Consider the following 22,187-nt stretch of genomic DNA (forward strand, 5'->3'; position numbering starts at 1 on the left):
GGACGGCCTCATTCGAGAACCGTGTAGAGGTCCGAACTGCGCCCACCGTCGACGGGCAGACTGGCGCCGGTGATGTAGGAGGATTCGTCCGAGGCGAGAAACAAAACGGCGTTGGCCAGCTCTTCCGGGCGCGCGACGCGGCGCATCGGAATCAGCTTTTCGGTGTTGGTCCGGGTCTGCTCGTCGGAGAGCATTCCGGCAGTCGAAGGCGTCGCCACCACGCCCGGCACCACGACGTTGCAGCGCACGCCGCTGGCCGCGCCTTCGGACGCCACCGCGCGGCTGAAGTTGATCACCGCCGCCTTGGCCGCCGAGTAACCGGACATCCAGGCGGTGCCGAACAGGCCGCAGATCGAGGCGATGTTGACGATCGAGCCGCCGCCGCTGTCCTTCATCAGGCGCATGGCAGTGCGGGTACCCCAGAAGGTGCCGTCGACCGTAGTGGTGAAGTTGGCGTGCCAGTCCTCGGTGGACATGCTGTCGACGCTGCCCCAGGTGTAGGCCATGGCGTTGTTGACCATCACATCGAGGCGACCATGCTCGGCCGCGACCTGCTCGATGGCGCCTACGAAGGCGTGCTCGTCACTGACGTCGGCGACTTTGAAGTGGGCCTTGCCGCCAGCCGCGCGGATGCTCTCGACGACCTCGGCCAGCGGCGCCTCGCGGCGGCCGCAGACGATCACCGTGGCGCCCTCCTCTGCCAGGCGCTTGGCCGTGGCTGCGCCGATACCCGAGCCACCGCCGGTGACGAATGCGATTTTTCCTGCCATGCGTGCTGTCATGTGCAACTCCTCAGATGAAGGCCATGCCGCCGTTGACGGCGACGTTCTGTCCGGTGATGAAGGTGGCGTCGTCGCTGGCGAGGAACGCCGCGACGCGGGCGATTTCCTCCGGCTGGCAGAGGCGTCCGAGCGGGATGGCCTTGACCATCGCGTCCATCCATTCGGAAGGGATACCGGCCATCATCGGCGTGTCGGTCGGGCCGGGTACCAGGGTGTTGACGCGGATGCCGCTGGCCGCCAACTCGCGCGCTGTGCTGCGGGTCAGGCCCATGATCGCGGCCTTGCTCGCGCAGTAATGACTCGGCCCTTCGCCGGTCATGGCCGCGGTGCTGGCCAGGTTGACGATCACGCCGGAGCCGGCCTGGCTCATCAGGCGCGCGGCTTCACGGCTGCACAGGAAGGCGCCGGTGAGGTTCACACCGATCACGCGATTCCAGTTTTCCAGCGGGGTGTCGAGAAAGGCGTCGTGCGAGCCGATACCGGCATTGTTGACGAGGATGTCCAGCCGGCCCGATTCGGCGGCGATGCGCGCGAAGGCGTCAAGAACCGACTGCTCGTCGGCCACGTTGCAGTGCTGCACGCGGCCACGCTCGGCCAGGCCGGCCACCGTTTCTTCCAGCGCCTGGACGTTGATATCCGCCGCGTAGACGGTCGCGCCCTGCTCGGCGAAGTGCCGCACGATGGCGCGCCCCATGCCCTGCGCGGCGCCGGTCACCAGCGCGATCTTGCCTTCGAGTTTCATACCTGCTCCTCCTGTCAAAGGCCGTCGGCGTGGAGCCGGTCAAGCCCATTGCGTTGGAGCGGATGATTCATGCCGCAGAACTGTCGAACATCGTCCGTTGAGACTAACGAGTCATTTGCCGGACGCAGCGGCCCCGCGACTGGTCTGAACGGACGATGCCCGCGCGCGAAGCCTTGAACATCCTGTCCCGGTCCCTACAAGAACAAGACAGGAACGCCTACCGTGAGCAGCTCTCCGCAAGTCACCTGGCGTAGCCATTACGCCCTCTGCGTACTGGCCGTCATCTACGTCTGCAATTACATCGACCGCTACCTGGTCTCCATCCTCATCGAGCCGATCAAGCTCGAGTTCGGGGTTTCCGACACGGCGATCGGGCTGCTTACCGGGGTGGCGTTCGCGCTGTTCTACACGGTGTTCGGCTTGCCCATGGGACGGCTCGCCGACCGCATCGGACGCAAGCCGGTAGTGGCGCTGTCGTGCATCGCCTGGAGCCTGATGACCATGCTCTGTGGCGTGGCGACCAGCTTCGGCATGCTGCTGGCCTTCCGCATCCTGGTCGCCGTGGGTGAAGCCGGCGGCTCGGCGCCCTCGGTGGCGATGGTCTCGGACCTGTATCCGGCGCGCCTGCGCTCGCGAGCATTGTCGATCTTCATGATGGGCCCGCCGATCGGCATCGCGCTGGGCCTCGGCGCCGGCGGCTGGATCGCCGAGCATTACGGCTGGCGTTCCGCGTTCATCGTGATCGGCGCACCGGGCATCCTCATCGGCCTGCTGCTGGCCTTCACCGTCAGGGCACCACGCCCGGCCGGGCTGGCCTCGCCACAGGCACGCCAGGAGAGCTTCATGATGACGCTGCGCAGCATGCTCGGCGTCTCGTCGTACCGGCTGATTCTGGTCGCTGGCAGCCTGGCCGCCGTGGCGGGCAATGCCATCGGCACCTGGAACCCGAGTTTTCTCATCCGCTCGCACGGCCTGGGCATCCAGGAAGCGGGCTTTCTCATCGGTATCGTCGGCGGGCTGTGCGCCGCCATCGGCACCCTGACCTGTGGCTTTATCACCGACCGACTGGCGGCCCGCGATTCCGGCTGGCAGGTCGGTGTTGCGGCGCTAGGCACGTTGATTAGCGTGCCACTGGGCCTGCTGTTCTTCCTCTGGCCGAACGGCGTTGCCTTTCACATTGCCGGTAACAGCGTACCGACCGCGTTCCTCTTCTACATGGGCTTCGCCTTCTTCGCGACCTGGTGGGCGACCCCCTGCTTCGGCGCCATGAGCGGGTTGTTTCCACCCGCGAAAGTCGCCCAGGCCACTGCGCTGTTCCTGATGGGAGTCACGCTGGTCGGAGTCGGATTGGGTCCGCTGGTGGTCGGCGGGCTGAGCGATATTTTCCGCGCCATGATCGGCGATCAGGCCCTGCGCTACGCCATGGCTAGCACCATCGCCCTGCTGCTTGTTCCCGTGATCTGCCTGTCTCTCGCGGTGCCTCGCTATCGCCGCCAGACCTTGGACACGCCCGCAGATCACACAGCCAAAGCCGACGCCGTAACCGCCTGACACAAGGAATTCCGCGATGACCGACCAAAGCCATGACCTGCCCCTGCCCACCGGCAAGTACGTCACCCTCAACACCGGCCTGACCCTGCACTACCTGGACATCGGCGAAGGCCCGATCGTGGTCTGGCTGCACGGCAGCGGCCCGGGCGCCAGCGGCTACAGCAACTTCAAGGGCAACTACCCGGTGTTCGAGCAGGCCGGCTATCGCAACATCATCGTCGACCTGCCCGGCTTCGGCCGATCCGACAAGCCAGCCGACGCGCAATACAACCTCGACTTCTTCGTCCGCCACCTCAATGCACTGCTTGAAGCGCTGGACATCGAGCGCTGCACCCTGCTCGGCAATTCGCTCGGCGGGGCGATTGCACTCGGCACCGCGCTGGCCCACCCGCAGCGCGTCGAAAAGCTGATCCTCATGGCGCCGGGCGGCGTCGAGGAGCGCGAGACCTACTTCCAGATGCAGGGTATCCAGCGCATGGTCCAAACCTACGCCGCCGGCCCCATGGGCATCGAGCAGATGCGCCATGTGATGGAGCTGCAGGTGTTCGTCCCCGCCAACCTGCCCGACTCGATACTGGCCGAGCGCGTGGCGGTGGCCGTGACCCAGCCGGCCAACCTGTTCAGCACCATGATGGTGCCGAACATGACCGAGCGGCTCGGCGAGCTGACCTGCCCGATCTTCGGCTTCTGGGGCAGCGACGACCTGTTCAACCCGCCGAGCGGCGTGTTCAAGATCCTCAAACACGCGCGTAACGCCCGCTTCACGCTGCTCAACCGCTGTGGCCACTGGGTGCAGGTCGAGCATCCCGAGCTGTTCAACCGCCAGTGCCTCGAATTCCTCCAGGAAGCCTGAAGGCCGGTCGCCCCGCCCCATCGCAAGGAACGAAACATGCCCGACTATTCGCACCTGCTCTCGCCCGGCCGCCTGGGCAAGCTCGCGCTGCGCAACCGCATCGTCATGGCGCCGATGGGGTCGAACTTCGCCGAGGAAACCGGCCATTGCGGCGAACGCATCCAGGCCTACTACGAAGCTCGCGCCGCCGGTGGTGCGGGCCTGCTGATCATGGGCGTGTGCGCCGTGGCCTATCCGGCCGGTACCGCCGAGCCCTGGCAGGTCGGCGTCTCGCGTGATGATTTCATCCCCGGTCTGGCGCAGCTGGCCGAGCGCGTCCACAAGCACGGCGCGAAGATTGCCATGCAGCTGCAGCACGCCGGCAAGGTCTCGGTGCGCGACATGGCCGCCGGCCGCGAACTCTGGGTGCCGTCGATGCCCAGCCGGGTGAACAGCGACATCATGGCCGCGCTGACCGCCGAAGAGCTGGAGAACTTCGTCAGCTCCGCGCGCGGAATCGGCGGCGGCCCGCGCATCCGCGTGATGGACCGCGACGACATTGCGCAGATGGTCGAGTGGTTCGCCGCCGCCGCCGTACGCGCCCAGCAGGCCGGGTTCGATGGCGTGGAAATCCACGCCGCGCACAACTACATCATTGCCGGCTTTCTCTCGCCGTATCACAACCGGCGCGACGACGAGTACGGCGGCAGCCTGGAAAACCGCAGCCGCCTTCTTCGTGAAGTGCTGGCCGAAACCCGTCGCCGGGTGGGCGACGACTTCGGCGTCTGGCTGCGTCTCGATGCCTACGAGCTGCATACGCCCGGAGGCATCACCCTCGAAGAAACCTGCGAGGTCGCGCGCATGGCCGAGCGCCACGGCGCCGATGCCGTGTCGGTTTCGGCCTACGCGCAGGTCACCACCGGCACCGCCTTTACCGATGCGCCGCTGGTGCACAAGCCTGCCGCTTACCTGGATTGGGCTGCCGAGGTGCGCAAGGCGGTCAAGGTCCCCGTGATTGCCGTAGGCCGCCTGGAGCCCGACGTCGCCGACCGCGCCATCGGCGACGGCAAGTGCGAGTTCGTCGCCATGGCGCGCAAGCTGCTGGCCGACCCGGAATTGCCGAACAAGCTGGCCGCCGGCGACCCCGGCAGCATTCGCCCGTGCATCTACTGCTACACCTGCGTGAGCCAGATCTTCATCAATCGGCGGGTCAAGTGCGCGGTCAACGCCTTTACCGGCCACGAGCACGAGGCGGTCATCATGCCCGCCGCCGAGCCGCGACACATCGCCGTGGTCGGCGGTGGCCCGGCCGGGCTCGAGGCCGCGCGGATCGCCAGCCTGCGGGGACACAAGGTGACCCTACTCGAGCGCAGCGAACGGCTCGGCGGCACCCTGTTCTTCGCCGCCCTCGCCTACCACGAGAACGGCCGTCTGCTGGACAACCTGGTGCATCAGGTGCGCAGCCTGCCCATCGACGTGCGCCTTGGCACCGCCGCCACTCCGGAGCTGCTGAAATCGCTGGGCGTGGACGAAGTGCTGGTCGCCAGCGGTGCTCGCCGCTCCGCTCCTGCCATTCCCGGCGTCGAACTCAAGCATGTCTGGAGTGGCGACGAGCTGCGCCGGCTGATGACTGGCGACCGCGCCGAGGAAATCGCCAAGCAGAAGCTCTCGCTAACCCAGCGCACGCTGATGAAAGCCGGCAGCCTCACCGGCGCCACCAACAGCACTGAGGCTATCCAATCGCTGTCGCGGCTGTGGATGCCGCTGGGCAAGCGCATCGTCATCATCGGTGGCGGGCTGGTCGGGCTGGAGCTGGCAGAATTTCTCATCGAACGCGGGCGCCAGGTCGCCGTGCTCGAACCCGGCTCGCACCTGGGCCGCGAGCTGGCGATCGTCCGCCGCTGGCGCGTGCTCGACAACCTGCGCAGCCATCACGTGCCGCTCATGACCGGCGTCAGCGTCACCCGTATCGACGACGGTGGCGTCGACTACCGCGACAGCAACGGCGACGCCCAGCGCCTGCCGGCCGACTCCGTCGTCATGGCCATGGGCGCCGAGCCCGACGATAGCCTCGCCACCCAGCTCGAAGTCGCCGGCCTCTCGGTACAACGCATCGGCGACTGCGGCGAACTCGGCTATATCGACGGCGCGATACACAGCGCGGCGGAGGTGGCGTTAAGGGTTTGAGGTAGGTGGATGAAAAAGAAAGCCCCGGCACGTTTGCCGGGGCTTTTTGTATGTAGCGCGAGGTGGTTGCAGCTGCTTTATTGGTAACGGGCTTTGGCGGGTTTCGGCCAGAAGCAGTCATTCAGCGCAGACGAATTCAAGCGCGATTCTGTACCGTGAAAGTACGATTAGTGGTGGTGCGAATTGGTTCAACGTTGGATTGACGTGATGCCGTACCAGCATAGATATTTAATCCTGAAGTCCCCACACTGATGTGCGTTATGCGAATGCTTGCGCTTGGAATGCTGTTGCTCACACCCTTCGCTTTTGCCTGGGATGGCGTCGATCAGGAAAGTGGTGCCGATATCGAGATTGATGCGGGAAACCTTGTCCGCGAAGGCGAAGCGATCGACTACTACGACTACAACTCAGGCAATTACCACTCCGGCAACGTCGAGTCGATGGAGAGCAACGGCGATGGTAGCGTTGATGTAGAGGTCTACGACGAAACCAGCGGTGAATACCGTACGTTCGAGATGGATGAGGACTGACATTCAGCCCACCCTCATCACTTAAACATGAGAAGAGCAGATGCTTAGGCCGGGAGCCACTCTTCATTTGGAGCAACAGAAGTCTTGGCCATAACCAGTTCTTTGACGCGCTCCATTTCCGCTTCTTGTGCATCGGTCAAAGGGGAGAGCGGCTCGTTGATGGGATCTGTCCATGCCAGTTCACGTGTCGATGGGCGGAGCATGACATTCGTGAGGTTAGCGTCGACCACGCCATCTATAGAAGGCAGGCAGTTAGCAGCAAGCAACAGAGTCGTCAGTAGGGGGGCGAACTCTTCGTACACAGAGGTAGCGGCTTCGCAATCAGTCATGAACTGTGGGCGATCATGGGGCTCCACATTTGACTCCCCATTGGTGAGCGAAAGCAGAACCTCATTGAGGCGAGTGCCCTGAGGACTCTCGGGGGCAATCGGTTCCAACCATTCGACCTGGGCCAGCCAGTAATAGAGTTCTTCATCCTCATCAAACGGAGCTATCGGGCCAAAGTCCTTGATCACATGTACCACCGAGGGATTGCCTTTGGCCGACTGCTCTGCAAGAAACACATGGCATTTACCATCGGTGCTGAGGCGATACAGATTGCCGTCACGCTGGAACAGCATTGCTGATGATCCATGCTTAAAGTATTCGGCACCGCGAAGCGGCTCCTGGGACATCACATAGTCGAAGTAGGGGCCGGAAAAAAGCTGGGACATGATGGCGTGATCCTTGTGTTTTAGTACCACCAGCGCCTTAAGCGCTGGTGAGGGTCGCGATGCGTTGTTGGAGGTTTTCCAGCTCATCGACAAAGAACGTTTCTCTATCCTTGAGTCGTTGAACACGGCACTGCGTAGGTTGCTGGCAGCCTTCTGTATTTGGGCTGCAGTTCTTACAGAAGAGCGCCTTTGCATCCTCGGTCTGTTCTTTGGCTATACGCAGCGCCATGCGCAAGGTGCGTCGCTTGAGCGATAGCACCAGCACCAACGGCCAGTTAAAGAAGTGGCGCATCACAACCAGCCCTTGTCGCGCAGGCCTGCAACCTTCGCGAGCAACTGGGCGCGAGCTGCATCGAGTTTGTCAGGATTGGTTTTGATGGAGAGGTCGGGACGATCCTTCTTGCCGAGGAAGTAGTTGATGCGCTCCATGCTGGCCGGGGAGGGGTGCGGCAAGCCGGACAGAACCTGCTCATCCTTCACCAATCCTTTGCTCTGCAGGTGCTCGAATGCTGCGCTTACCTTCTCGCCCAAGGGGACAAAAAGGCAGTTGGCATTCAAGGCTTTCACCTCTTCTGCCAGATAAGTATCGACCTGGTGGCGCAGGGATGGGGCGGTCAGCATTTTGGGGGTGCCGTTGTAATTCCCACCGTTGATGAGCACTGGGTAGCGCAAGGCCGAGGTGTAATGCACCAGGTGGGTATGTGTGTCGAATAGGTGGGCGCAGCTGTTGATCCCTAGCAGGTCAGCAATACCGACCGAGTCGAGCAGGTTAATCAGGTTCTTGCGCATTGCACCGGCAAAGCTGGCCGTTTCCTTCGCCTTGCGCTTGACTTCCTCGCTGGGGGCGCCGGCGTTGAGCAGGCGACGTGCCTCTTTCAGAGCCACCACCGCTTGATGCATGCCAGGCGTGATACCGCAGATGGTGATGCGGGCTTGCGTGTTGATGTAGTCGAAGGGCGCGTAGAACGTCTGCAGGCTTCCTTCTGAGGACAGCAACAAGTCCTTGGGCAGCTCGGAACCGGTCAGGGCAACGGCGTTATTGGACAGCAGCGGTGTGAATTTTTCAAAAAGGCTCATGTTCATTCCTTGATTAGCGTTTGCCGTTTAGCAGGCGACGGCCAGCGGGGTGGGTGGGTACACCCCGCCAAATGCGTTTATGGGATTTCGTTGGCTTAAGACGTGCGTCTCGGTAACCCGCCGTGATGACTACCTCCTCGGTGATCACCGCGTAGATGTTGCGACTGCGCAGGGCGAGCTCTAGATCGTTCGAATCCACGTCTTTGAGCAACTGCAGATAGCTATCCCTGTCAAAGTGGAACAGGCAAACCCCGCGATTGTGGCTTTCTTCGCCGTAGCAGAGCAGCCATTCCAGCTGCTGGGTGTTGATCAGTCTCTCCTGACAACGTTGTTCGGCGTGCTTAGTGAGGATCACGGCGTCACCTACACAATCTGGGTCGCTACGAAGAGCCTGCGGCCATTCAGCCAACGCAGAGCTTCGTGCGATTCGACGACAGTCCGAGCACCTTTCTTGCTAGTCACTAGGCGATCTTCAACCTTGGGCTGTGCGGCATTGCGCACTGCTTTCTCAGTCATCCCGGCCAGGAAGGCGATGTCGTTGAGAGTCAAATAGCCCTCGGCTGTATTTCGCAGGATCTCGGGTAGAGCGTTGTAGGCAACATCCCCATGAATGTCGCAGTCCAGTCTCGCTCTTACCGACGCAAGCTTGAACACCTGTTCCAACTTGAGAGGCAGAGAGTTCACGGAGTGAAACTCGGCATCCCAACGAGCCTGATTGATGAAGGATGCGAAATCCAACCAGTCATGATCTTCCAATTCGATGCCCCCTGACTTCAGCTGCCCATTCGCTGCGTAGTCAAAGCAGCGCTCGGCGATGCTCAAGAAGCGTGTGGATCCATCCAGGACGCGATCAAGTTCATTTACATCGCACCCGTACTTCTCTGCTTCAGCTTCCAGATGGCCGCGGTAAGCCGCTGCGACCTCTTTCTCTAGGTCCGAGCGGAGGATCCTGAGATTGGGTATTGCATAGGGGCAAAGCTGGTCTTCAAGTCGAATAGAAATTTCGTCGTCGAGCTGTTCTTTGCGGCGCATGGCGGGCACTCCAGTGGGCGTGCTCGCAGCATAGCGCTACTAATATGATATGAGCAAGTGAATATATGATGCTGGTTCAGGAATATTTTGAAGGAGTTGAATTCACTGCCTAGGATGGCTTGCCGCCCCTAGCACTGTAATGAGACGGATCAGTGCGATTAGAGCAGTCGAAGAACGCCAACAAGGTGCGAGTGATGAGCGTCGATATGGCGATTGACTGCGGCCCACAAGTCAACCCGGAACGTACTCGTGCGCAGCTCGAAGGTGGCGCCATCATGGGGCTGAGCCTGGCGCTGAGTGGCGAGATCCCTTTTGGAAAGGGGCGTGTAACCCAAAGCAACCTCCACGACTACGAAGTGCTGCGCCATAACGCATCTCCGCGAACGAGCCGAACCCATCTAGTTAACGACGACCACAACCTACCACCTAGCGGTGTAGGCGTACCCCCAGTGCCGCCAGTGGCACCGGCGCTATGCAATATCATCTTTGCTGCAACCGGCAAACAGGTGCGTAGCTTGCCTGTGCGCACTGTGGGGTGAGTATTCTCTGGTTGTGAGCATACAGGCAGGCTAAGAAAGTCATGCGCTGCTTGATCAGTCTTAGCTGAGGAGCTGAGACGAAAGGAGTCGACAAGCCACGTCAACGAAGGGCTGCTCTTGGCCGAAAGCGCCCTTCCACGGATGAGCGATCTAAATAAGCGAACACAGATACAAACCGGCCTCCCTCCAGGCCGGCTCCGGCTCACCCTCCTCGGCAAATCATTCCCACCCCTACCGTCTTAGATAAACCCCTGCGCCGCCATGCCGCGAGGGAGGCGGTTTTTGCCGGGGAGTTGTGCGAGGCGTTTTTGCCATTCGGCGCGGGCCGACAGGCCGGCAGCGGACGGTGCAGCAGGCTTGGCGGCTTTGGCAGGGGCCGGTCCGGCGAGTGCTGCAGCCTTGGCGGACGCTGCTGCTTCGGTCGGGGCGGTGGCTTTGGCGGGTGTTCCAGTTTGGACAGCGGCGAGTGCCTTGGCAGGCGCTGCTTCTCTGGCCGGGGCGGAGGCCTTGGCGGCAGCTCGCAGCTCGGCCAGGCTGGGGCTCTTGCGGACGGGCTCGGCCGTGGCCTTTTCCACCGAGCGCAGGCAGAGCTTGCATGAAACCTGGGAGGCGTCCGGCGAGCTTTGCAGGCTCGTACCTGTTCTGCCGCATGCGACGTTGCCATCGAGCGGGGCGTAGTGAATCACCAACGTACTGTCTCCTGAATTTCGGGGCGCGGGATTCTACAAGCTGACCGCGAACAGGCAAGTCCATCGGAGCGATCGTTCGCTGGGAAGAAAGGCTGAGGGGCTGCAATGCGTTGCCAGGCACGGCAACGCACTCGCCAGCCATAAAAAAACCGGCGCCCAGGCGCCGGTTGTCGTTCAGCTCACCGCTTAGCGGCCGCCTGCACGCAAAGCGTCCGGTGTGTACATGCTGGGTGTGAACTTGCCTTCGTTGAGGATCGGCCCCTTGTGCGACTCGTTGGTGAGCGCATAGGCGAGGTACTGCCCGGTGCTCAGGTCGTGGTAGAAGGCCGCGCCGGACTGCCAGGCGCTCATGTCCGGGTGGTAGTAGTAGGCGGTCGAAGCGTACTTCCAGAGCTGGCCGCGGGTGTCGTAGTGGTCGGCCAGCACACCATGCCAGGTGTCCTCGTCGATGAACATCACACGCTTGCCGTAGACGTGGCGATAACCCTCCTTCAGCGTGGCCTCCAGCACCCAGACGCGGCGCAGTTCGTAGCGCTGGAAGTCGGGGTTGGGATGGTTAGGCGTCAGCAGGTCGGCGTATTTGGTTTCGCCGCTGTTGATCTTGTACGCATTGGCGGGAATGTAGATCTCGCGCTTGCCGAGCATCTTCCATTCGAAGCGCTCCGGCCCGCCGTTGAACAGACGATCCTCGTCCACGATCATCGTCCCGTTGCTACCCGCCATTGGCTGGTCATAGCCATAGCCTGGCGATTGCCGAACACGGCGGGTGCCCGGGTTGTAGGACCATGCGGTGCGCGGTCGAGTGGCGAAGTTGTAGGGCTCGTGGGCGGCGATCGCGGTGCCACGGTCGCGGGTGGGCAGCATGGTGTAGTTGTAGGAGTAGGCCTGTACGCCGGTCTTGGTGTAGGGGGTTTCGCTCGGATGGTTGGCCGGCGAGAGCCCCTTCATATGGGTGCGGCCCCAGCCGATGTTGCCGTCGGGCATTACCGACGCGAGGTCGCGTACGGCGTCCTCGGTCCAGGCGCGCGCCGGCAGCTGGTGGTTCCAGAGCAGCTCATAGCCGTTCTTGGGGATCGGGAACATAACTTGGCCGATGCCTTCGACGCCCATGCCATCGTTGACGACTTCTGCGTTCAGCGCGTTCCACTTCGCCCGCTCGCAGACGTAATCCGGGTAGCGAAAGTCGCGATGCCCCGGGTAGATGTCCATGCGAAAGGTGTCCGGATACTTGCGGAACATCGTCTTCTGCCCCTCGGTCAGGCGCTCGGCGTGCTCTTCGAAGTTCTTCGCGGTAATGACCAGGACAGGCTTTTCATTCGGGTACGGGTCGACCGGCTTGCCGCCTGAATGTTTGACGTGGTCCCAGCCAGGCACTTCACCGAGGTACTTGCCGGTAAAGGCGGGAATCGAGCCGTCGGCGTTGCCGGCACGCTCGGCGCCGGTGCAGGTAAGTTCGTTGCCGAGGCGAGCCGCCTCTTCCTCGCTTACCTTCGCCAACGCACCCTGGGAAACCAGCTTGACTGCCAACGCCAGTGAGAGAAGAGCTACAGACTTTTTCATTGTTATTGTCTCCATCGGTTACCTGTCGGAACTGGTACCGATTGTTTACAGGGACTCCTGCCCGCAACATCGTCTGGAAAGACTATCCCTGATAAATCGTCGCTAAATTGACCGCTTGGTCGACCACGAAGGATTCCGCCCGGGGCGGGCCGAATGAAGGGAGCGGCGCGATCGATGGAGAGCACGCATCATCGCGCAGCAGCCTGCAGCGCCGCTGCGTGAGGCGCTGCTAGGCCAGGCTGCGAAGAGCCTCGGGCGTGGGTTGCAGCAGCTGTCTGATCTCCTGCTTGACCAGCTTGCCCATGGCATTGCGCGGCAGCGGTTCGCGGACCAGCAGCAGGTGTGTGGGCAGTTTGTAGGCGGCCAGGCGTTCGGCCATGTGGCTGCGCAGCTGCGCTTCATTCAGGCGGGCCTGCGGCTGCAGGCAGACCACCAGGGCGACGCACTCGCCCATCTGCTCGTCCGGCATGGCGAAGGCCGCCGCCTCGCTCACCTCGGGGTGGCTGCTGGCGCAATGCTCGATCTCCTGCGCGGAGATGTTCTCGCCACCGCGAATGATCAGGTCCTTGATGCGGTCGGTGATGTGCAGGAAGCCGTCTTCGTCGATCAGACCGACGTCGCCGGTGAACAGCCAGCCATCACGCAGCGTCTCGGCGGTTTCCTCCGGGCGATTGCGATAGCCCTGCATCAGCGTGGGCGTGCGCAACCAGATCGGCCCGGCCTGGCCCGGCGGCAAGGACTGGTTGGGGTCGCCGCCGATGCGGATATCGACGATCGGCAATGCCCAACCGGCGTTACCGGGGCGGGCGACGAACTGGTTGCCGGCATAGGCGGCGCCAATCCCGTTGCTCTCGGTCAGGCCGTAGCCGGCGCCGGCCAGCGCGGCAGGCTTCAACCCAATCAGCTGATCGAGCAGGCCCGCGGACGCGGCACCGCCACCCAGGCCGAGCCCCATCAGGCTGCTGGCAGCCTCGCTGGTGAAACGCGGATGCGCCAGCAGCTGCTGCATCATCACCGGCGCACCGCTGAACTGGGTGCAGCGCTCGCGGGCCACCAGTTCGAGCGCCTGGTCGACATCCCACTTGTACATCATCACGATGCGCCGGCCGCTACGCAGTGCATTGAGGAACATCGCATGCAGGCCGCTGACGTGAAACAGCGGCACCGCCAGCAGCAGCGTCGGCTGCAGCCCGGATTCGAGCAGCGGGCGAATGCGTTCGTAGGAGGTCATGCCGGCGAACGCACTCTGGAATTCCAGCGCGTAGAGCGCCTGGCTGACTGCCCGGTGCGACGAGACCACGGCCTTGGCGCGCTGCGTGGTACCGGAGGTGAACAGGATGAGCGCCGGATCTTCCGGCGCCGGCGCGTGCGGATCGACCGCTTCCACCGGCTCGCCGAGCAATGCCGCGTAGCTGTACACGCCCTCGCCCGCCTCGCCATCGACCAGCAGAGCCTGCACGCTGCGCGCCGGCAGCACATCGGCGACAAGCGCCAGCCGCGGTTGATCGCAGATCAACAACGAGGCGTCGACATCTTCCAGGGCGTTGAGAATCTCGGCGCGCAGCCCCCAGCTATTGAGCGGTACCGGCACCGCGCCGGCCTGCACCGTGGCGATGAAGCTGACCAGCCACTCGGGCCGGTTGCGCATGGCGATGGCGACCCGCTGCCCGGGGCGCACGCCCAGGGTGCGCATCAGGTGCGCGGTCAGGCGGTCGACGGCCTGGTAGAACTCGCCATAGTTCAGCCGCTGCTCCTGCCAGCGCAGGAATGGCCGCTCGGCGAACGCCCGGCCGGCCTGCACCGCCTCGACCAGATGCGCCGGCGCATTGCGAAAGTGTCGGCTGCCGCTATCGGCACCGACCACCTCGAACGGTGCGCCCGGTGCAATGAGCTGCTGCCACGCCTGTTGCCACTGCTGGAATTGCTCCTTCATCTGCCGTTCCCCTGTCACCAGGCCCCGGCCGGGCAAGCGGTGCCCTGTCGCGGCCCTTCGGTCATTGTTGTTTTTGTGGGTACGCCGCGCACGCCGCGGCGCAACGCTCAGTCCAGCGTCTTGCCGTAGCGTTCGACATGGAAGTCCGAATCGCCCAGGCAGGCCTGCGCCACGCGGATGCGCTTGAGATACAGGCCAAGATCGTACTCATCGGTCACGCCGATGCCACCGTGCATTTGTACCGCTTCGTTACTGATGCGCTGGGCGGCCTCGTTCATCTTCCACTTCGCCAGGCTGGCCAGGCGTGCGCGCTCAAGGGCGTCGATCCGCTCGTCCTGCAGCGCTTCGAACGCCGCCATCACGGCGCTGCGCGCCAGCTGCAGCTCGACGTATAGGCGTGCCGCGCGGTGCTGCAGCGCCTGGAAGGAACCGATGGGCGCGTCGAACTGCACCCGCGTGCGCAGGTACTCAATTGTCATCTCGAAGGCGCGCTCAGCCATGCCGAGCAGCTCGGCGGCCAGGCAGGCGCGGCCGCGGTCCAGTGCATCGGCTAGCGCTTGACGGGTGTCGCCCCCGCCAAGGCGCGCCGACGCCGGCACGCGCACGCTGTCGAAGGCCAGGGTGGCGTGATTGCGCGAGTCGACCAGGTCCATCGGTGTCAGGTGCAGACCTTCGGCATCAGCCGGAACGAGAAACAGGGCCAGTTCGCCATCCTCGAGCCGGGCGACGGTGACAAAGACGTCCGCTTCGCGCGCGTCGAGCACCCAGCACTTGCGCCCGGCGAGGACGAAGTCGTCGGCCTCCTCGACGGCCTGCAGGCGGACCGCCTCGGGTGCATGCCGTGTCCCCTCCTCCAGCGCCAGGGCAAAGCGCTGTTCGCCAGCGATCAGCGCCGGCAGCAGCGTCTCGCGCTGGCTGTCGCCGCCCAGCGCCTCGATCAGGCTGCCGCACAGCACCACGCTGGACAGCAGCGGCGAGGCGCTCAGGTGGCGCCCCAGCTCCTCGAAGATCGGCGCGTAGCCGGCAAAGCCGAAGGCCAGCCCGCCGACCTCCTCGGGAAAGGCGACCGCGCTCCAGCCGAGTTCGAGCATGCCGCGCCAGGCGGCGTCGTCGAAACCGAGCGCGACGCCGTCGTCACGCAGGCGTCGCTGCAGGGCCACCGGCGCACGGGCGGCGAGAAAGTCACGGGCACTGTCGCGCAGCTGTCGTTGTTCTTCGTTGTAAACCAGGCTCACGGCAGTCTCCTCACTTGCTATCCGGCAGGCCAAGCACGCGCTTGGCGATGACGTTCAGTTGCACTTCCGAGGAGCCCCCGGCGATGGTCTGGGCAAAGCTCGCCAGCCAGGCGGCGGTCATCGCCACCTCGCGTTCGCGGTGGGCCTGGGTGGAAAAACCGAGGCCCTGCTGGCCCATGAGGTCGAGAAGAAGCTCGAACTTGTCGCGCTCCTGCTCGGAATGCACCAGCTTGGAGATGGCCATGACGCCGGACATGTCCTCCCGGGCGCGCATGCCTTCGAGCATGCGCCGGTTGGTCAGGCGGAAGGCGTGCTCGTCCATCAGGCAGGCCAGCGCGCGCTGCTGCAGCGCGACTTCGGCAGCACATGCCGGCTCGGGCAGGTACTCGCGCAGGTGCGCGGCCAGGTCGAAGTGCGTCGGCAGCGCCGATTCGCTGAATTTGGACATGGCCTTGCGCTCGTGCTGCAGCAGCGCCTTGGCCAGCGTCCAGCCACCATTGAGCGGGCCAATCAGGTTCTTCTTCGGCACCCTCACCTCATCGAAGAACACCTGGCAGAACGAGGATTTGCCGCTGATCAGGTCGATCGGGGTGACGGTCACGCCCGGCGACTTCATGTCCAGCACCAGCAGGCTGATGCCGGCGTGCTTGGGCTGCTGCGGGCCGGTGCGCACCAGCGCGTACATCCAGTCGGACTTGTTGCCGTAGGAGGTCCAGATCTTGCTGCCGTTGACGATGAAGTCGTCGCCCTCCTCGCGCGCGCTGGTCTTCAGGCTGGCCAGGTCGGAGCCGGCGTTGGGCTCGGAGAAACCCTGGCACCAGCGCGTCTCGCCGCGCGCCATCGGCGGCAGCAGCTCGCGCTTCTGCTCGTCGCTGCCAAACTCCAGCAGCACCGGCCCGAGCATCCAGATGCCGAGGTTGATCTGCGGCGGGCGGCAGCCCAGGCGGCGCATCTCGTTGCTCAGCACCGCCGCCTGTTCGGCGTCGAGGCCGCCACCGCCGTATTCGGTCGGCCAGTCCGGGGCGAACCAGCCCTTGTCGCGCATGCGCTCGAACCACAGGCGCTGGTCGTCGTTCTTGAATTGAATCTCGCGGCCGCCCCAGATCAGTTCGTCCTCGGGCATCGGGGTGCGCATCGACGCGGGGCAGTTGGCTTCCAGCCAGGCCCGGGTTTCTTCGCGGAACTGCTCGATAGTGCTCATCGCATGTCCTTGTGAGTCGGGGCGTATGGGAATGAATCTACGGTCGGGTTGCGGCCGGCGCGTCGTCCGGATGGACGAGCCCGGCCTTGCGGCTCATGCCGAGGCGGCACGCAACCCGGCCTGGCGACCGAAGAACGTCGAGTCGCCGAGCGACAGACCCGAGCTGTAGCCCTCGCCCCAGCGCGGCAACCCGCAGGCCGTGCGCCCCGCGGCGTAGAGCCCGGCGATCGGCTGGCCATCGGCATCCAGCACTTCGCCGGTCGGTCGTGTGGCCAACCCGCCGAGGGTGAAGGCATGCGCACCGAAGTCGCCGCTGCAGTAGCTCAGCGCGGCGAACGGCGGCTCGGTCAACGGACGGAGCCATTCGCCGGCCTTGTGCAGCAGGGGGTCGCGCCCTTGGCTGGCCTCGCGATTGAAGGCTTCAACGGTATGCACCAGGGCGCCAGTCGGCAGACCCAGTTCGACCTCGACCTCCTCCCAGCTTTCGCCGACAGCGGCGATCGGAATGTCCGGCTGCAACATCGGCCGGCCGAAGATTCCGTTGTCCACCAGCAACCAGGCGCGACCTTCCGGCTGGCGCAGCACATAGTGGGCAACCCGCCCGTGGTAGGCGTCTTCATTGATAAAGCGCTGGCCACTTGCGTTGACGAAAATGCCCTTGACCAGGGACTCGGGCGGAAAGAACGGCAAGGTGGCGAAGAACTCCTGCATGTTGAGCGCGGCGGCGCCCACGGCGATGCCCATGCGAATGCCGCTGCCGTCGTCGTTGCCGGCGGTGACCAGCTGCCCGCAGGCCTCGGCCGCCGGCACGAAGCGGCGAACCATGTCCGGGTTGGCGATGAAGCCGCCGGCGCAGAGGATCACGCCCTGACGTGCACGAACGAAGCGCGGTGCGCCGTCCAGGCGCACCACCAGCCCGCAGACCGCGCCGTGCCGGTCGATCACCAGGGTCAGTGCACGGGCGCCGTAGTGCACCTGGGCACCGAGTTCGAGCGCCCGCCCGCACAGCGTTTCCATCAGCACCTTGCCGCCACCCCAGCCAACGAACTGGGCGGTGTGGCCGCGCGGTGCCGGCTGGGCGACGGCGCTGAAGGGCCAGGCCTTCTCGTTACCGGACCACAACAGAGTGTCGTCCGTGGTCGGCTCGATCCACTTGCCCGGCAGATAAGTGCCCTTGAATGGCACACCCTGCTCGCGCAACCAGCCGAAGTGGTCGACCGCCTGCTCGGCGTACAGGCGCACCCGCTCGGCATCAGCGGCGGGGCCGCCGGCCATCATCAGGTAACGATAGAAATCCTCGGTGTCGTCGCTGAAGCCCGCCGCGCGCTGGACATCCGTTCCGCCGTTGCCGCCGACGTACACCTCGCCACCGGACAGCGCCGCGCTGCCGCCTGCGGCCGAGGCCACCTCGAATATCTGCACCTCGGCACCGGCGCGGCGCGCCTCGATCGCCGCGCAGCTGCCGGCGGCGCCAAAGCCAACGACCGCCACATCGGTCTCGATGTCCCAGGCGGGCACGTCTTCGATGCGGCAGGGCCGCGCGGGGGAAAAGGAAAGGTCCATGACAGACTCCATCTGAATTCATCTTGTTATGGAGAAGCCAACAACCGGCGGTGACGCACGAGGCGATCACCGGCGGCAAGTATCGGTGCCGGAAGCTCCGGCACCACGTTCAGCGGGAGGTGCGCGGCATGCCGAGGCCGAACTGGGCGATCAGTTCGCGCTGTAGCTCGTTCACCCCGCCGCCGAAGGTCTGCGTCACCGCTTCGCGTACCTCGTACTCCAGCTCGCCGAGCAGGAATGCCGCCGAGCTGCCGGGGCGCACCAGCCCGTTCGCACCGGCCACTTCGGTGAGCTTGCGCAGGATCTCGATGACCGACTCCGAACCGTAGACCTTGGTGGTCGAGGCCAGCGCAACGTCCATCCGGCCCTGCTCCAGCTCCGCGGCGATGCGGAAGTTGATCAGGCGCATGGCTTCGGTCCGCGCATAGCACTCGGCGAGCAGCTGACGCACCCAGGGCTGGTCGGTAGCGCGCCGACCGTTCTCGTCGCGCGTGCGCGCCCAGAGATAGACCCGGCGGAACAGCCCGACCACCTTGTCGCCCCAGGCGCCGAGGCCGAGCCGCTCATGGTTGAGCTGCGAGGTGATCAAGCGCCAGCCCTGGTGCAGTTCGCCCACCAGCATCTCCCTCGGCACCTTGACGTTGTCGTAGTAGGTGGCCGTAGTCGGCATGCTGCAGGTCGGGATCAGCGTGTGCGAGAAGCCTTCGTCGCGGGTATCGACGATCAGGATCGAGATGCCCTTGTGGCGCGGCTCCTCGGGGTTGGTGCGCGCGGCCAGCCAGATGAAATCGGCGTTGCCGGCGCCTGAGGTCCACAGCTTGTTGCCGTTGACCACGAAGTGGTCGCCCTCCAGGCGCGCATGCGTCTTCAGCGTGGCCAGGTCCGTGCCGGCGCCGGGTTCGGAGTAGCCGATGGAGAAATGGATCTCACCGGCCGCGATCCCCGGCAGGAAGCGCTCCTTCTGCAACGGCGTGCCATGTTCCATCAGCGCCGGGCCGACCGTGCTGATGGTCACGAACGGCAGTGGTGCGCCGGCGATGTTGGCTTCCTCGAAGAAGATCAACTGCTCGGTCGCGGCATAGCCCTGCCCGCCGTACTCCTTGGGCCAGCCTACCGCCAGCCAGCCGTCGGCACCCATCTGCCGGATGAGCCGGCGATATTCCTCGCCGCCCTCGGTGCCGCGCATCCGCATGCGCAGCTCGGGGCTGATCAGCTGGTTGAAGTAGTCGCGCACCTTCAGGCGCAGCGCCCTTTGCTCTTCGGTTAGATCAACGAACATTTCGCTCTCCTCAGGCCACGCCGAGAATCAGGCCGCTCGTGGGAACCCCGGTGCCGGCGGTGACCAGCACGTGCTCGACGTTGTCGACCTGGTTGGCGGCGCTGCCACGCACCTGGCGCACGCCCTCGGCCACGCCGTTCATGCCGTGGATGTAGGCCTCGCCGATCTGCCCACCGTGGGTGTTGATCGGCAGCTTGCCGCCACGCGCATGGTGCCCCGCACGGACGAATTCCTTGGCTTCGCCCTTCGGTGCGAAGCCGAACGCTTCGAGCTGCGGCAGCACGAACGGTGTGAAGTGGTCGTAGATCACCGCGGTCTGGATCGCGTCCGGGCCGACGCCGGCCTGGCGGTAGAGCTCGCGGGCCACCACGCCCATTTCCGGCAGGCCGGTGATGTCGTCGCGGTAGAACGAGGTCATCGACTGCTGCCCCGGCGCCATGCCCTGCGAGGCGCCCTTGATGATCACCGGCTTCTGCTTGAGGTCACGGGCGCGCTCGGCCGAGGTGATGACCATCGCCACCGCGCCGTCGGACTCCTGGCAGCAATCGAGCAGGTGCAACGGCTCGCAGATCCAGCGCGAGGCCTGGTGCTCTTCGAGGGTGATCGGCTTGCCATAGAAAAAGGCGTTCGGGTTGGTCGCGGCGAAATCGCGCGCCGCCACGGCAACGCGGCCGAAATCCTCCGAGGTGGCGCCATAGGTGTGCATGTAACGCTGGGCGAACATGCCGATCCACGAGGCCGGCGTGTGCAGCCCATGGGGCATGTACCAGCCGTAGTTGACGTTCTCGAAGATCGGCGTGTTGCCGAAGCCGTAGCTGCCGTTGCCGAAGCGATACCAGGAGCGCTCGTTCATCGCCCGGTAGACGACCACGGTCTTGGCCACGCCGGTGGCCACCGCCATCGCCGCGTGCATGATCGGCGCACAGGCGGCGCCGCCGCCATGCGGGATCTGCGAGAAGAAGCGCACCTGCTCGCAGCCGAGCAGCCGGGCGATCTCGAATTCAGGTACCTTGTCCAGGGTATAGCTGCTGAAGCCGTCGACCTCCTTGGGGTCGATGCCGGCATCCTCCAGCGCAGCGAGGGTCGCCTCCATGGCCAGGCGCAGCTCGGTGCGCCCGGAGTTCTTGGAAAATTCTGTAGCGCCCAGGCCGACGATGGCGGCCTGACCGGAAAGATTGGGTTGGCTCATGAACACTGCCTCCGGTTGATCATGGCAGGGCCACGGTGACCGTTCCGGTCACGTGGTTGCCCATGGAATTGCTGCCCTTGAGGCTGACGACGACGCGCTTTGCGGCTTCGTCGCGCTCGCTCACTTCACCGCTGAAGGTCATGCTGTCGCCCGGAAAATTGGGCGCACCGAGTTTGATCTTCAGGTCCGAGAAGCGCGCCTGCGGCCCGCTCCACTGCTCGATGAAGCCTTGCACCAGCGCGCTGGTGGTGAGGATGTTCATGAACACATTCGGGGCGCCCTGAGCACGCGCCGCCTCGACGTCGTGGTGCACCGGTACGTAGTCGCGGGTGGCGATGGCGCCGCCGGCAACCAGGGTTACGGTGATCGGTATCTGTTTTTCCGGCAGTTTTTCGCCGAGGGTGACGTCAGCGAATGCCTTGGTTTTCTTCGAGGTCATATTTCCATCCCAGCGTGTCGTTATTGGCAAGCCACTGTCCGAGTCGGTCGAGGGTGGCGGCAGGTCCGCCCAGGCTCTGGCCCAGGTCACGGCTCCAGTACAGGTAGCGATGGATCGGGTAGGTCAGATCGACGCCGATGCCACCGTGGACGTGCTGCGTCTTGTGGCCGATCTGGTGGCCGGCTTCGCACGCCAGGTAGCGCGTGGAGAGCGCCTCCGAATCGCTGCCCAGGTTCTGCTCCAGGCGATAACAGAGCTGATAGAGCGATGAGCGCAGCGCTTCGAGGACGATGTAGGAGTCGGCCATGCTCATCTGCACCGCCTGGAAAGAGCCGATGGCGCGATCGAACTGGCGCCGCTCGCTGACATAGGCCACGGTGCGACGAATTTGCTCTTCGCTGACGCCCAGCTGCAGGGCCGCCGTGGCGGCGATGGCGCGCTGCTCCAGCCAGCCCAGCGCAGCAGCCGGCAGCACCTGTTCAGGCGTCAGCCGCACGTCGCGGCAATGCAGGTCGGCGACGGCAAGGCCATGGTTGGCCACGCCTTCGACACGCTCGATGCCTTCGCCACACGGGTCCAGCAGCACCAGCCGGGGCCCCTCGATGCATTCGGCCACCACTAACAAACGGTCGGCCTGGGAAGCCAGGGGCACCGCGCCCACCGCCCCGGACAAGGTCAGTTGACCAGCCACCTCTGTTATCTGCAGGCCGATGCCCCGCCCCGCGGCCAGCCCGGCAAGAGACAGCGAAAACAGCACACTGCCCTCCGCGGCTTGGGCCACCAGACCGGCGTGCGCCTGATCGCCCCATTGCGCCAAGGCTGCGGCCGACAGCTGATGCTGCCAAAGCGGTACCTGAGCCAGGCTCGCGCCCTGGGCCTGCAGCACGCAGAGCAAGTCGGTCATGTTGAGCCCGCTGCCGCCGTTCGCTTCCGGTATCCCCAGCGCATGCAACCCGGTTTCGATGCAGGTTTGCCACAGCTCACCCATGTACGGCTCGCCCGACAGCTCCCAGGCGCGCAGGCGATCATCGGTGCAGTAATCACGAAACAGCCCGTCCGCCATTTCGGCGATGGCGCGCTGCTCGTCACTGAACGAGAAATCCATGAGGCCTCC

General features: G+C 64.5%; 22 protein-coding genes. 5 read left to right on the plus strand and 17 right to left on the minus strand.

Annotated elements, in window-relative coordinates; genetic code table 11:
• Positions 1-8: 8 nt before the first annotated feature.
• Together HU825_RS14585 and HU825_RS14590 are read right to left on the minus strand one after the other, a co-directional pair.
• On the minus strand, positions 9-782 hold the full coding sequence (locus HU825_RS14585; protein WP_077683239.1) for an SDR family NAD(P)-dependent oxidoreductase: 774 nt from the start codon (positions 780-782) through the stop codon (positions 9-11).
• 10 nt (positions 783-792) lie between these two features.
• The gene (locus HU825_RS14590) at positions 793-1,524 is read right to left on the minus strand and encodes an SDR family NAD(P)-dependent oxidoreductase (RefSeq protein ID WP_234302322.1); all 732 of its coding nucleotides are present in this window, start codon (positions 1,522-1,524) and stop codon (positions 793-795) included.
• Between the two features lie 222 nt (positions 1,525-1,746).
• Here HU825_RS14590 and HU825_RS14595 point away from each other — a divergent pair, with 222 nt between their 5' ends.
• The 4 genes from HU825_RS14595 (at position 1,747) to HU825_RS14610 (ending at position 6,624) form a co-directional block, all read left to right on the plus strand.
• Positions 1,747-3,075 (plus strand): spinster family MFS transporter, encoded by a 1,329-nt coding sequence (locus tag HU825_RS14595; RefSeq protein ID WP_234302323.1) that lies wholly within the window; start codon positions 1,747-1,749, stop codon positions 3,073-3,075.
• Between the two features lie 16 nt (positions 3,076-3,091).
• Positions 3,092-3,928, plus strand: a complete 837-nt coding sequence (locus tag HU825_RS14600; protein WP_054094708.1) for an alpha/beta fold hydrolase — start codon at positions 3,092-3,094, stop codon at positions 3,926-3,928.
• Positions 3,929-3,964: 36 nt separating this feature from the next.
• Entirely contained in the window at positions 3,965-6,094 is a 2,130-nt protein-coding gene (locus HU825_RS14605) for an oxidoreductase (protein ID WP_234302324.1), read from the plus strand.
• Positions 6,095-6,381: 287 nt separating this feature from the next.
• Entirely contained in the window at positions 6,382-6,624 is a 243-nt protein-coding gene (locus HU825_RS14610) for a DUF5334 family protein (RefSeq protein WP_234302325.1), read from the plus strand.
• A gap of 44 nt (positions 6,625-6,668) precedes the next feature.
• Here the strand turns inward: HU825_RS14610 and HU825_RS14615 are convergent, their stop codons facing one another.
• The 5 genes from HU825_RS14615 to HU825_RS14635 are packed head-to-tail and all read right to left on the minus strand — an operon-like array spanning position 6,669 to position 9,446.
• Positions 6,669-7,337: a hypothetical protein gene (locus tag HU825_RS14615; protein WP_234302326.1), complete on the minus strand. Its 669-nt coding sequence runs from the start codon at positions 7,335-7,337 to the stop codon at positions 6,669-6,671.
• Positions 7,338-7,374: 37 nt separating this feature from the next.
• Positions 7,375-7,629, minus strand: a complete 255-nt coding sequence (locus HU825_RS14620) for a hypothetical protein (RefSeq protein ID WP_234302327.1) — start codon at positions 7,627-7,629, stop codon at positions 7,375-7,377.
• The gene (locus tag HU825_RS14625; RefSeq protein WP_234302328.1) at positions 7,629-8,414 is read right to left on the minus strand and encodes a hypothetical protein; all 786 of its coding nucleotides are present in this window, start codon (positions 8,412-8,414) and stop codon (positions 7,629-7,631) included. Before HU825_RS14625 ends, HU825_RS14620 begins: the two co-directional genes overlap by 1 nt.
• Before the next feature lie 13 nt (positions 8,415-8,427).
• Positions 8,428-8,769 (minus strand): hypothetical protein, encoded by a 342-nt coding sequence (locus HU825_RS14630; protein WP_234302329.1) that lies wholly within the window; start codon positions 8,767-8,769, stop codon positions 8,428-8,430.
• Between the two features lie 8 nt (positions 8,770-8,777).
• Entirely contained in the window at positions 8,778-9,446 is a 669-nt protein-coding gene (locus HU825_RS14635) for a hypothetical protein (protein ID WP_234302330.1), read from the minus strand.
• A gap of 194 nt (positions 9,447-9,640) precedes the next feature.
• On the opposite strand from HU825_RS14635, the gene HU825_RS14640 reads away from it, so the two are divergent.
• Complete coding sequence (locus tag HU825_RS14640) at positions 9,641-9,985, plus strand: molybdopterin cofactor-binding domain-containing protein (RefSeq protein WP_234302331.1); 345 nt, start codon at positions 9,641-9,643, stop codon at positions 9,983-9,985.
• Positions 9,986-10,224: 239 nt separating this feature from the next.
• On the opposite strand, the gene HU825_RS14645 is transcribed toward HU825_RS14640, so the two are convergent.
• The 10 genes from HU825_RS14645 to HU825_RS14690 all read right to left on the minus strand — a co-directional run bounded on the left by HU825_RS14645 (position 10,225) and on the right by HU825_RS14690 (position 22,178).
• Positions 10,225-10,674: a hypothetical protein gene (locus tag HU825_RS14645; RefSeq protein ID WP_234302332.1), complete on the minus strand. Its 450-nt coding sequence runs from the start codon at positions 10,672-10,674 to the stop codon at positions 10,225-10,227.
• Between the two features lie 186 nt (positions 10,675-10,860).
• Positions 10,861-12,234, minus strand: a complete 1,374-nt coding sequence (locus HU825_RS14650; protein WP_008568658.1) for a DUF1329 domain-containing protein — start codon at positions 12,232-12,234, stop codon at positions 10,861-10,863.
• A 229-nt stretch (positions 12,235-12,463) separates the two neighbouring features.
• On the minus strand, positions 12,464-14,167 hold the full coding sequence (locus HU825_RS14655) for a class I adenylate-forming enzyme family protein (protein ID WP_234302333.1): 1,704 nt from the start codon (positions 14,165-14,167) through the stop codon (positions 12,464-12,466).
• Positions 14,168-14,274: 107 nt separating this feature from the next.
• Positions 14,275-15,402, minus strand: coding sequence for an acyl-CoA dehydrogenase family protein (locus HU825_RS14660; RefSeq protein ID WP_234302334.1), 1,128 nt, complete (start codon positions 15,400-15,402; stop codon positions 14,275-14,277).
• A gap of 10 nt (positions 15,403-15,412) precedes the next feature.
• Positions 15,413-16,603: an acyl-CoA dehydrogenase family protein gene (locus HU825_RS14665; RefSeq protein ID WP_234302335.1), complete on the minus strand. Its 1,191-nt coding sequence runs from the start codon at positions 16,601-16,603 to the stop codon at positions 15,413-15,415.
• Positions 16,604-16,696: 93 nt separating this feature from the next.
• The gene (locus tag HU825_RS14670) at positions 16,697-18,166 is read right to left on the minus strand and encodes an FAD-dependent oxidoreductase (protein WP_234302336.1); all 1,470 of its coding nucleotides are present in this window, start codon (positions 18,164-18,166) and stop codon (positions 16,697-16,699) included.
• A gap of 109 nt (positions 18,167-18,275) precedes the next feature.
• Positions 18,276-19,445 carry an acyl-CoA dehydrogenase family protein gene (locus HU825_RS14675; RefSeq protein WP_234302337.1) on the minus strand — a complete coding sequence of 390 codons (1,170 nt, stop codon included), beginning with the start codon at positions 19,443-19,445 and terminating at the stop codon, positions 18,276-18,278.
• 10 nt (positions 19,446-19,455) lie between these two features.
• Positions 19,456-20,634 carry a lipid-transfer protein gene (locus HU825_RS14680; protein ID WP_156714516.1) on the minus strand — a complete coding sequence of 393 codons (1,179 nt, stop codon included), beginning with the start codon at positions 20,632-20,634 and terminating at the stop codon, positions 19,456-19,458.
• A 19-nt stretch (positions 20,635-20,653) separates the two neighbouring features.
• On the minus strand, positions 20,654-21,073 hold the full coding sequence (locus HU825_RS14685) for a MaoC family dehydratase (protein ID WP_054094699.1): 420 nt from the start codon (positions 21,071-21,073) through the stop codon (positions 20,654-20,656).
• Entirely contained in the window at positions 21,042-22,178 is a 1,137-nt protein-coding gene (locus HU825_RS14690) for an acyl-CoA dehydrogenase family protein (protein WP_234302338.1), read from the minus strand. Before HU825_RS14690 ends, HU825_RS14685 begins: the two co-directional genes overlap by 32 nt.
• Between the last annotated feature and the right edge of the window lie 9 nt (positions 22,179-22,187).

The sequence above is a fragment of the Pseudomonas phenolilytica genome (assembly GCF_021432765.1).
GTDB classification, from domain to species: domain Bacteria; phylum Pseudomonadota; class Gammaproteobacteria; order Pseudomonadales; family Pseudomonadaceae; genus Stutzerimonas; species Stutzerimonas phenolilytica.

Excerpts from the sequence above, each read along its gene's own strand:
- HU825_RS14590 (WP_234302322.1), bottom strand. The coding sequence starts at position 1,524 with ATGAAACTCGAAGGCAAGATCGCGCTGGTGACCGGCGCCGCGCAGGGC.
- HU825_RS14635 (WP_234302330.1), bottom strand. The coding sequence starts at position 9,446 with ATGCGCCGCAAAGAACAGCTCGACGACGAAATTTCTATTCGACTTGAA.
- HU825_RS14690 (WP_234302338.1), bottom strand. The coding sequence starts at position 22,178 with ATGGATTTCTCGTTCAGTGACGAGCAGCGCGCCATCGCCGAAATGGCG.
- HU825_RS14620 (WP_234302327.1), bottom strand. The coding sequence starts at position 7,629 with ATGCGCCACTTCTTTAACTGGCCGTTGGTGCTGGTGCTATCGCTCAAG.
- HU825_RS14655 (WP_234302333.1), bottom strand. The coding sequence starts at position 14,167 with ATGAAGGAGCAATTCCAGCAGTGGCAACAGGCGTGGCAGCAGCTCATT.
- HU825_RS14605 (WP_234302324.1), top strand. The coding sequence starts at position 3,965 with ATGCCCGACTATTCGCACCTGCTCTCGCCCGGCCGCCTGGGCAAGCTC.
- HU825_RS14685 (WP_054094699.1), bottom strand. The coding sequence starts at position 21,073 with ATGACCTCGAAGAAAACCAAGGCATTCGCTGACGTCACCCTCGGCGAA.
- HU825_RS14615 (WP_234302326.1), bottom strand. The coding sequence starts at position 7,337 with ATGTCCCAGCTTTTTTCCGGCCCCTACTTCGACTATGTGATGTCCCAG.
- HU825_RS14585 (WP_077683239.1), bottom strand. The coding sequence starts at position 782 with ATGACAGCACGCATGGCAGGAAAAATCGCATTCGTCACCGGCGGTGGC.
- HU825_RS14675 (WP_234302337.1), bottom strand. The coding sequence starts at position 19,445 with ATGTTCGTTGATCTAACCGAAGAGCAAAGGGCGCTGCGCCTGAAGGTG.
- HU825_RS14670 (WP_234302336.1), bottom strand. The coding sequence starts at position 18,166 with ATGGACCTTTCCTTTTCCCCCGCGCGGCCCTGCCGCATCGAAGACGTG.
- HU825_RS14650 (WP_008568658.1), bottom strand. The coding sequence starts at position 12,234 with ATGAAAAAGTCTGTAGCTCTTCTCTCACTGGCGTTGGCAGTCAAGCTG.
- HU825_RS14600 (WP_054094708.1), top strand. The coding sequence starts at position 3,092 with ATGACCGACCAAAGCCATGACCTGCCCCTGCCCACCGGCAAGTACGTC.
- HU825_RS14640 (WP_234302331.1), top strand. The coding sequence starts at position 9,641 with ATGAGCGTCGATATGGCGATTGACTGCGGCCCACAAGTCAACCCGGAA.
- HU825_RS14625 (WP_234302328.1), bottom strand. The coding sequence starts at position 8,414 with ATGAGCCTTTTTGAAAAATTCACACCGCTGCTGTCCAATAACGCCGTT.
- HU825_RS14680 (WP_156714516.1), bottom strand. The coding sequence starts at position 20,634 with ATGAGCCAACCCAATCTTTCCGGTCAGGCCGCCATCGTCGGCCTGGGC.
- HU825_RS14665 (WP_234302335.1), bottom strand. The coding sequence starts at position 16,603 with ATGAGCACTATCGAGCAGTTCCGCGAAGAAACCCGGGCCTGGCTGGAA.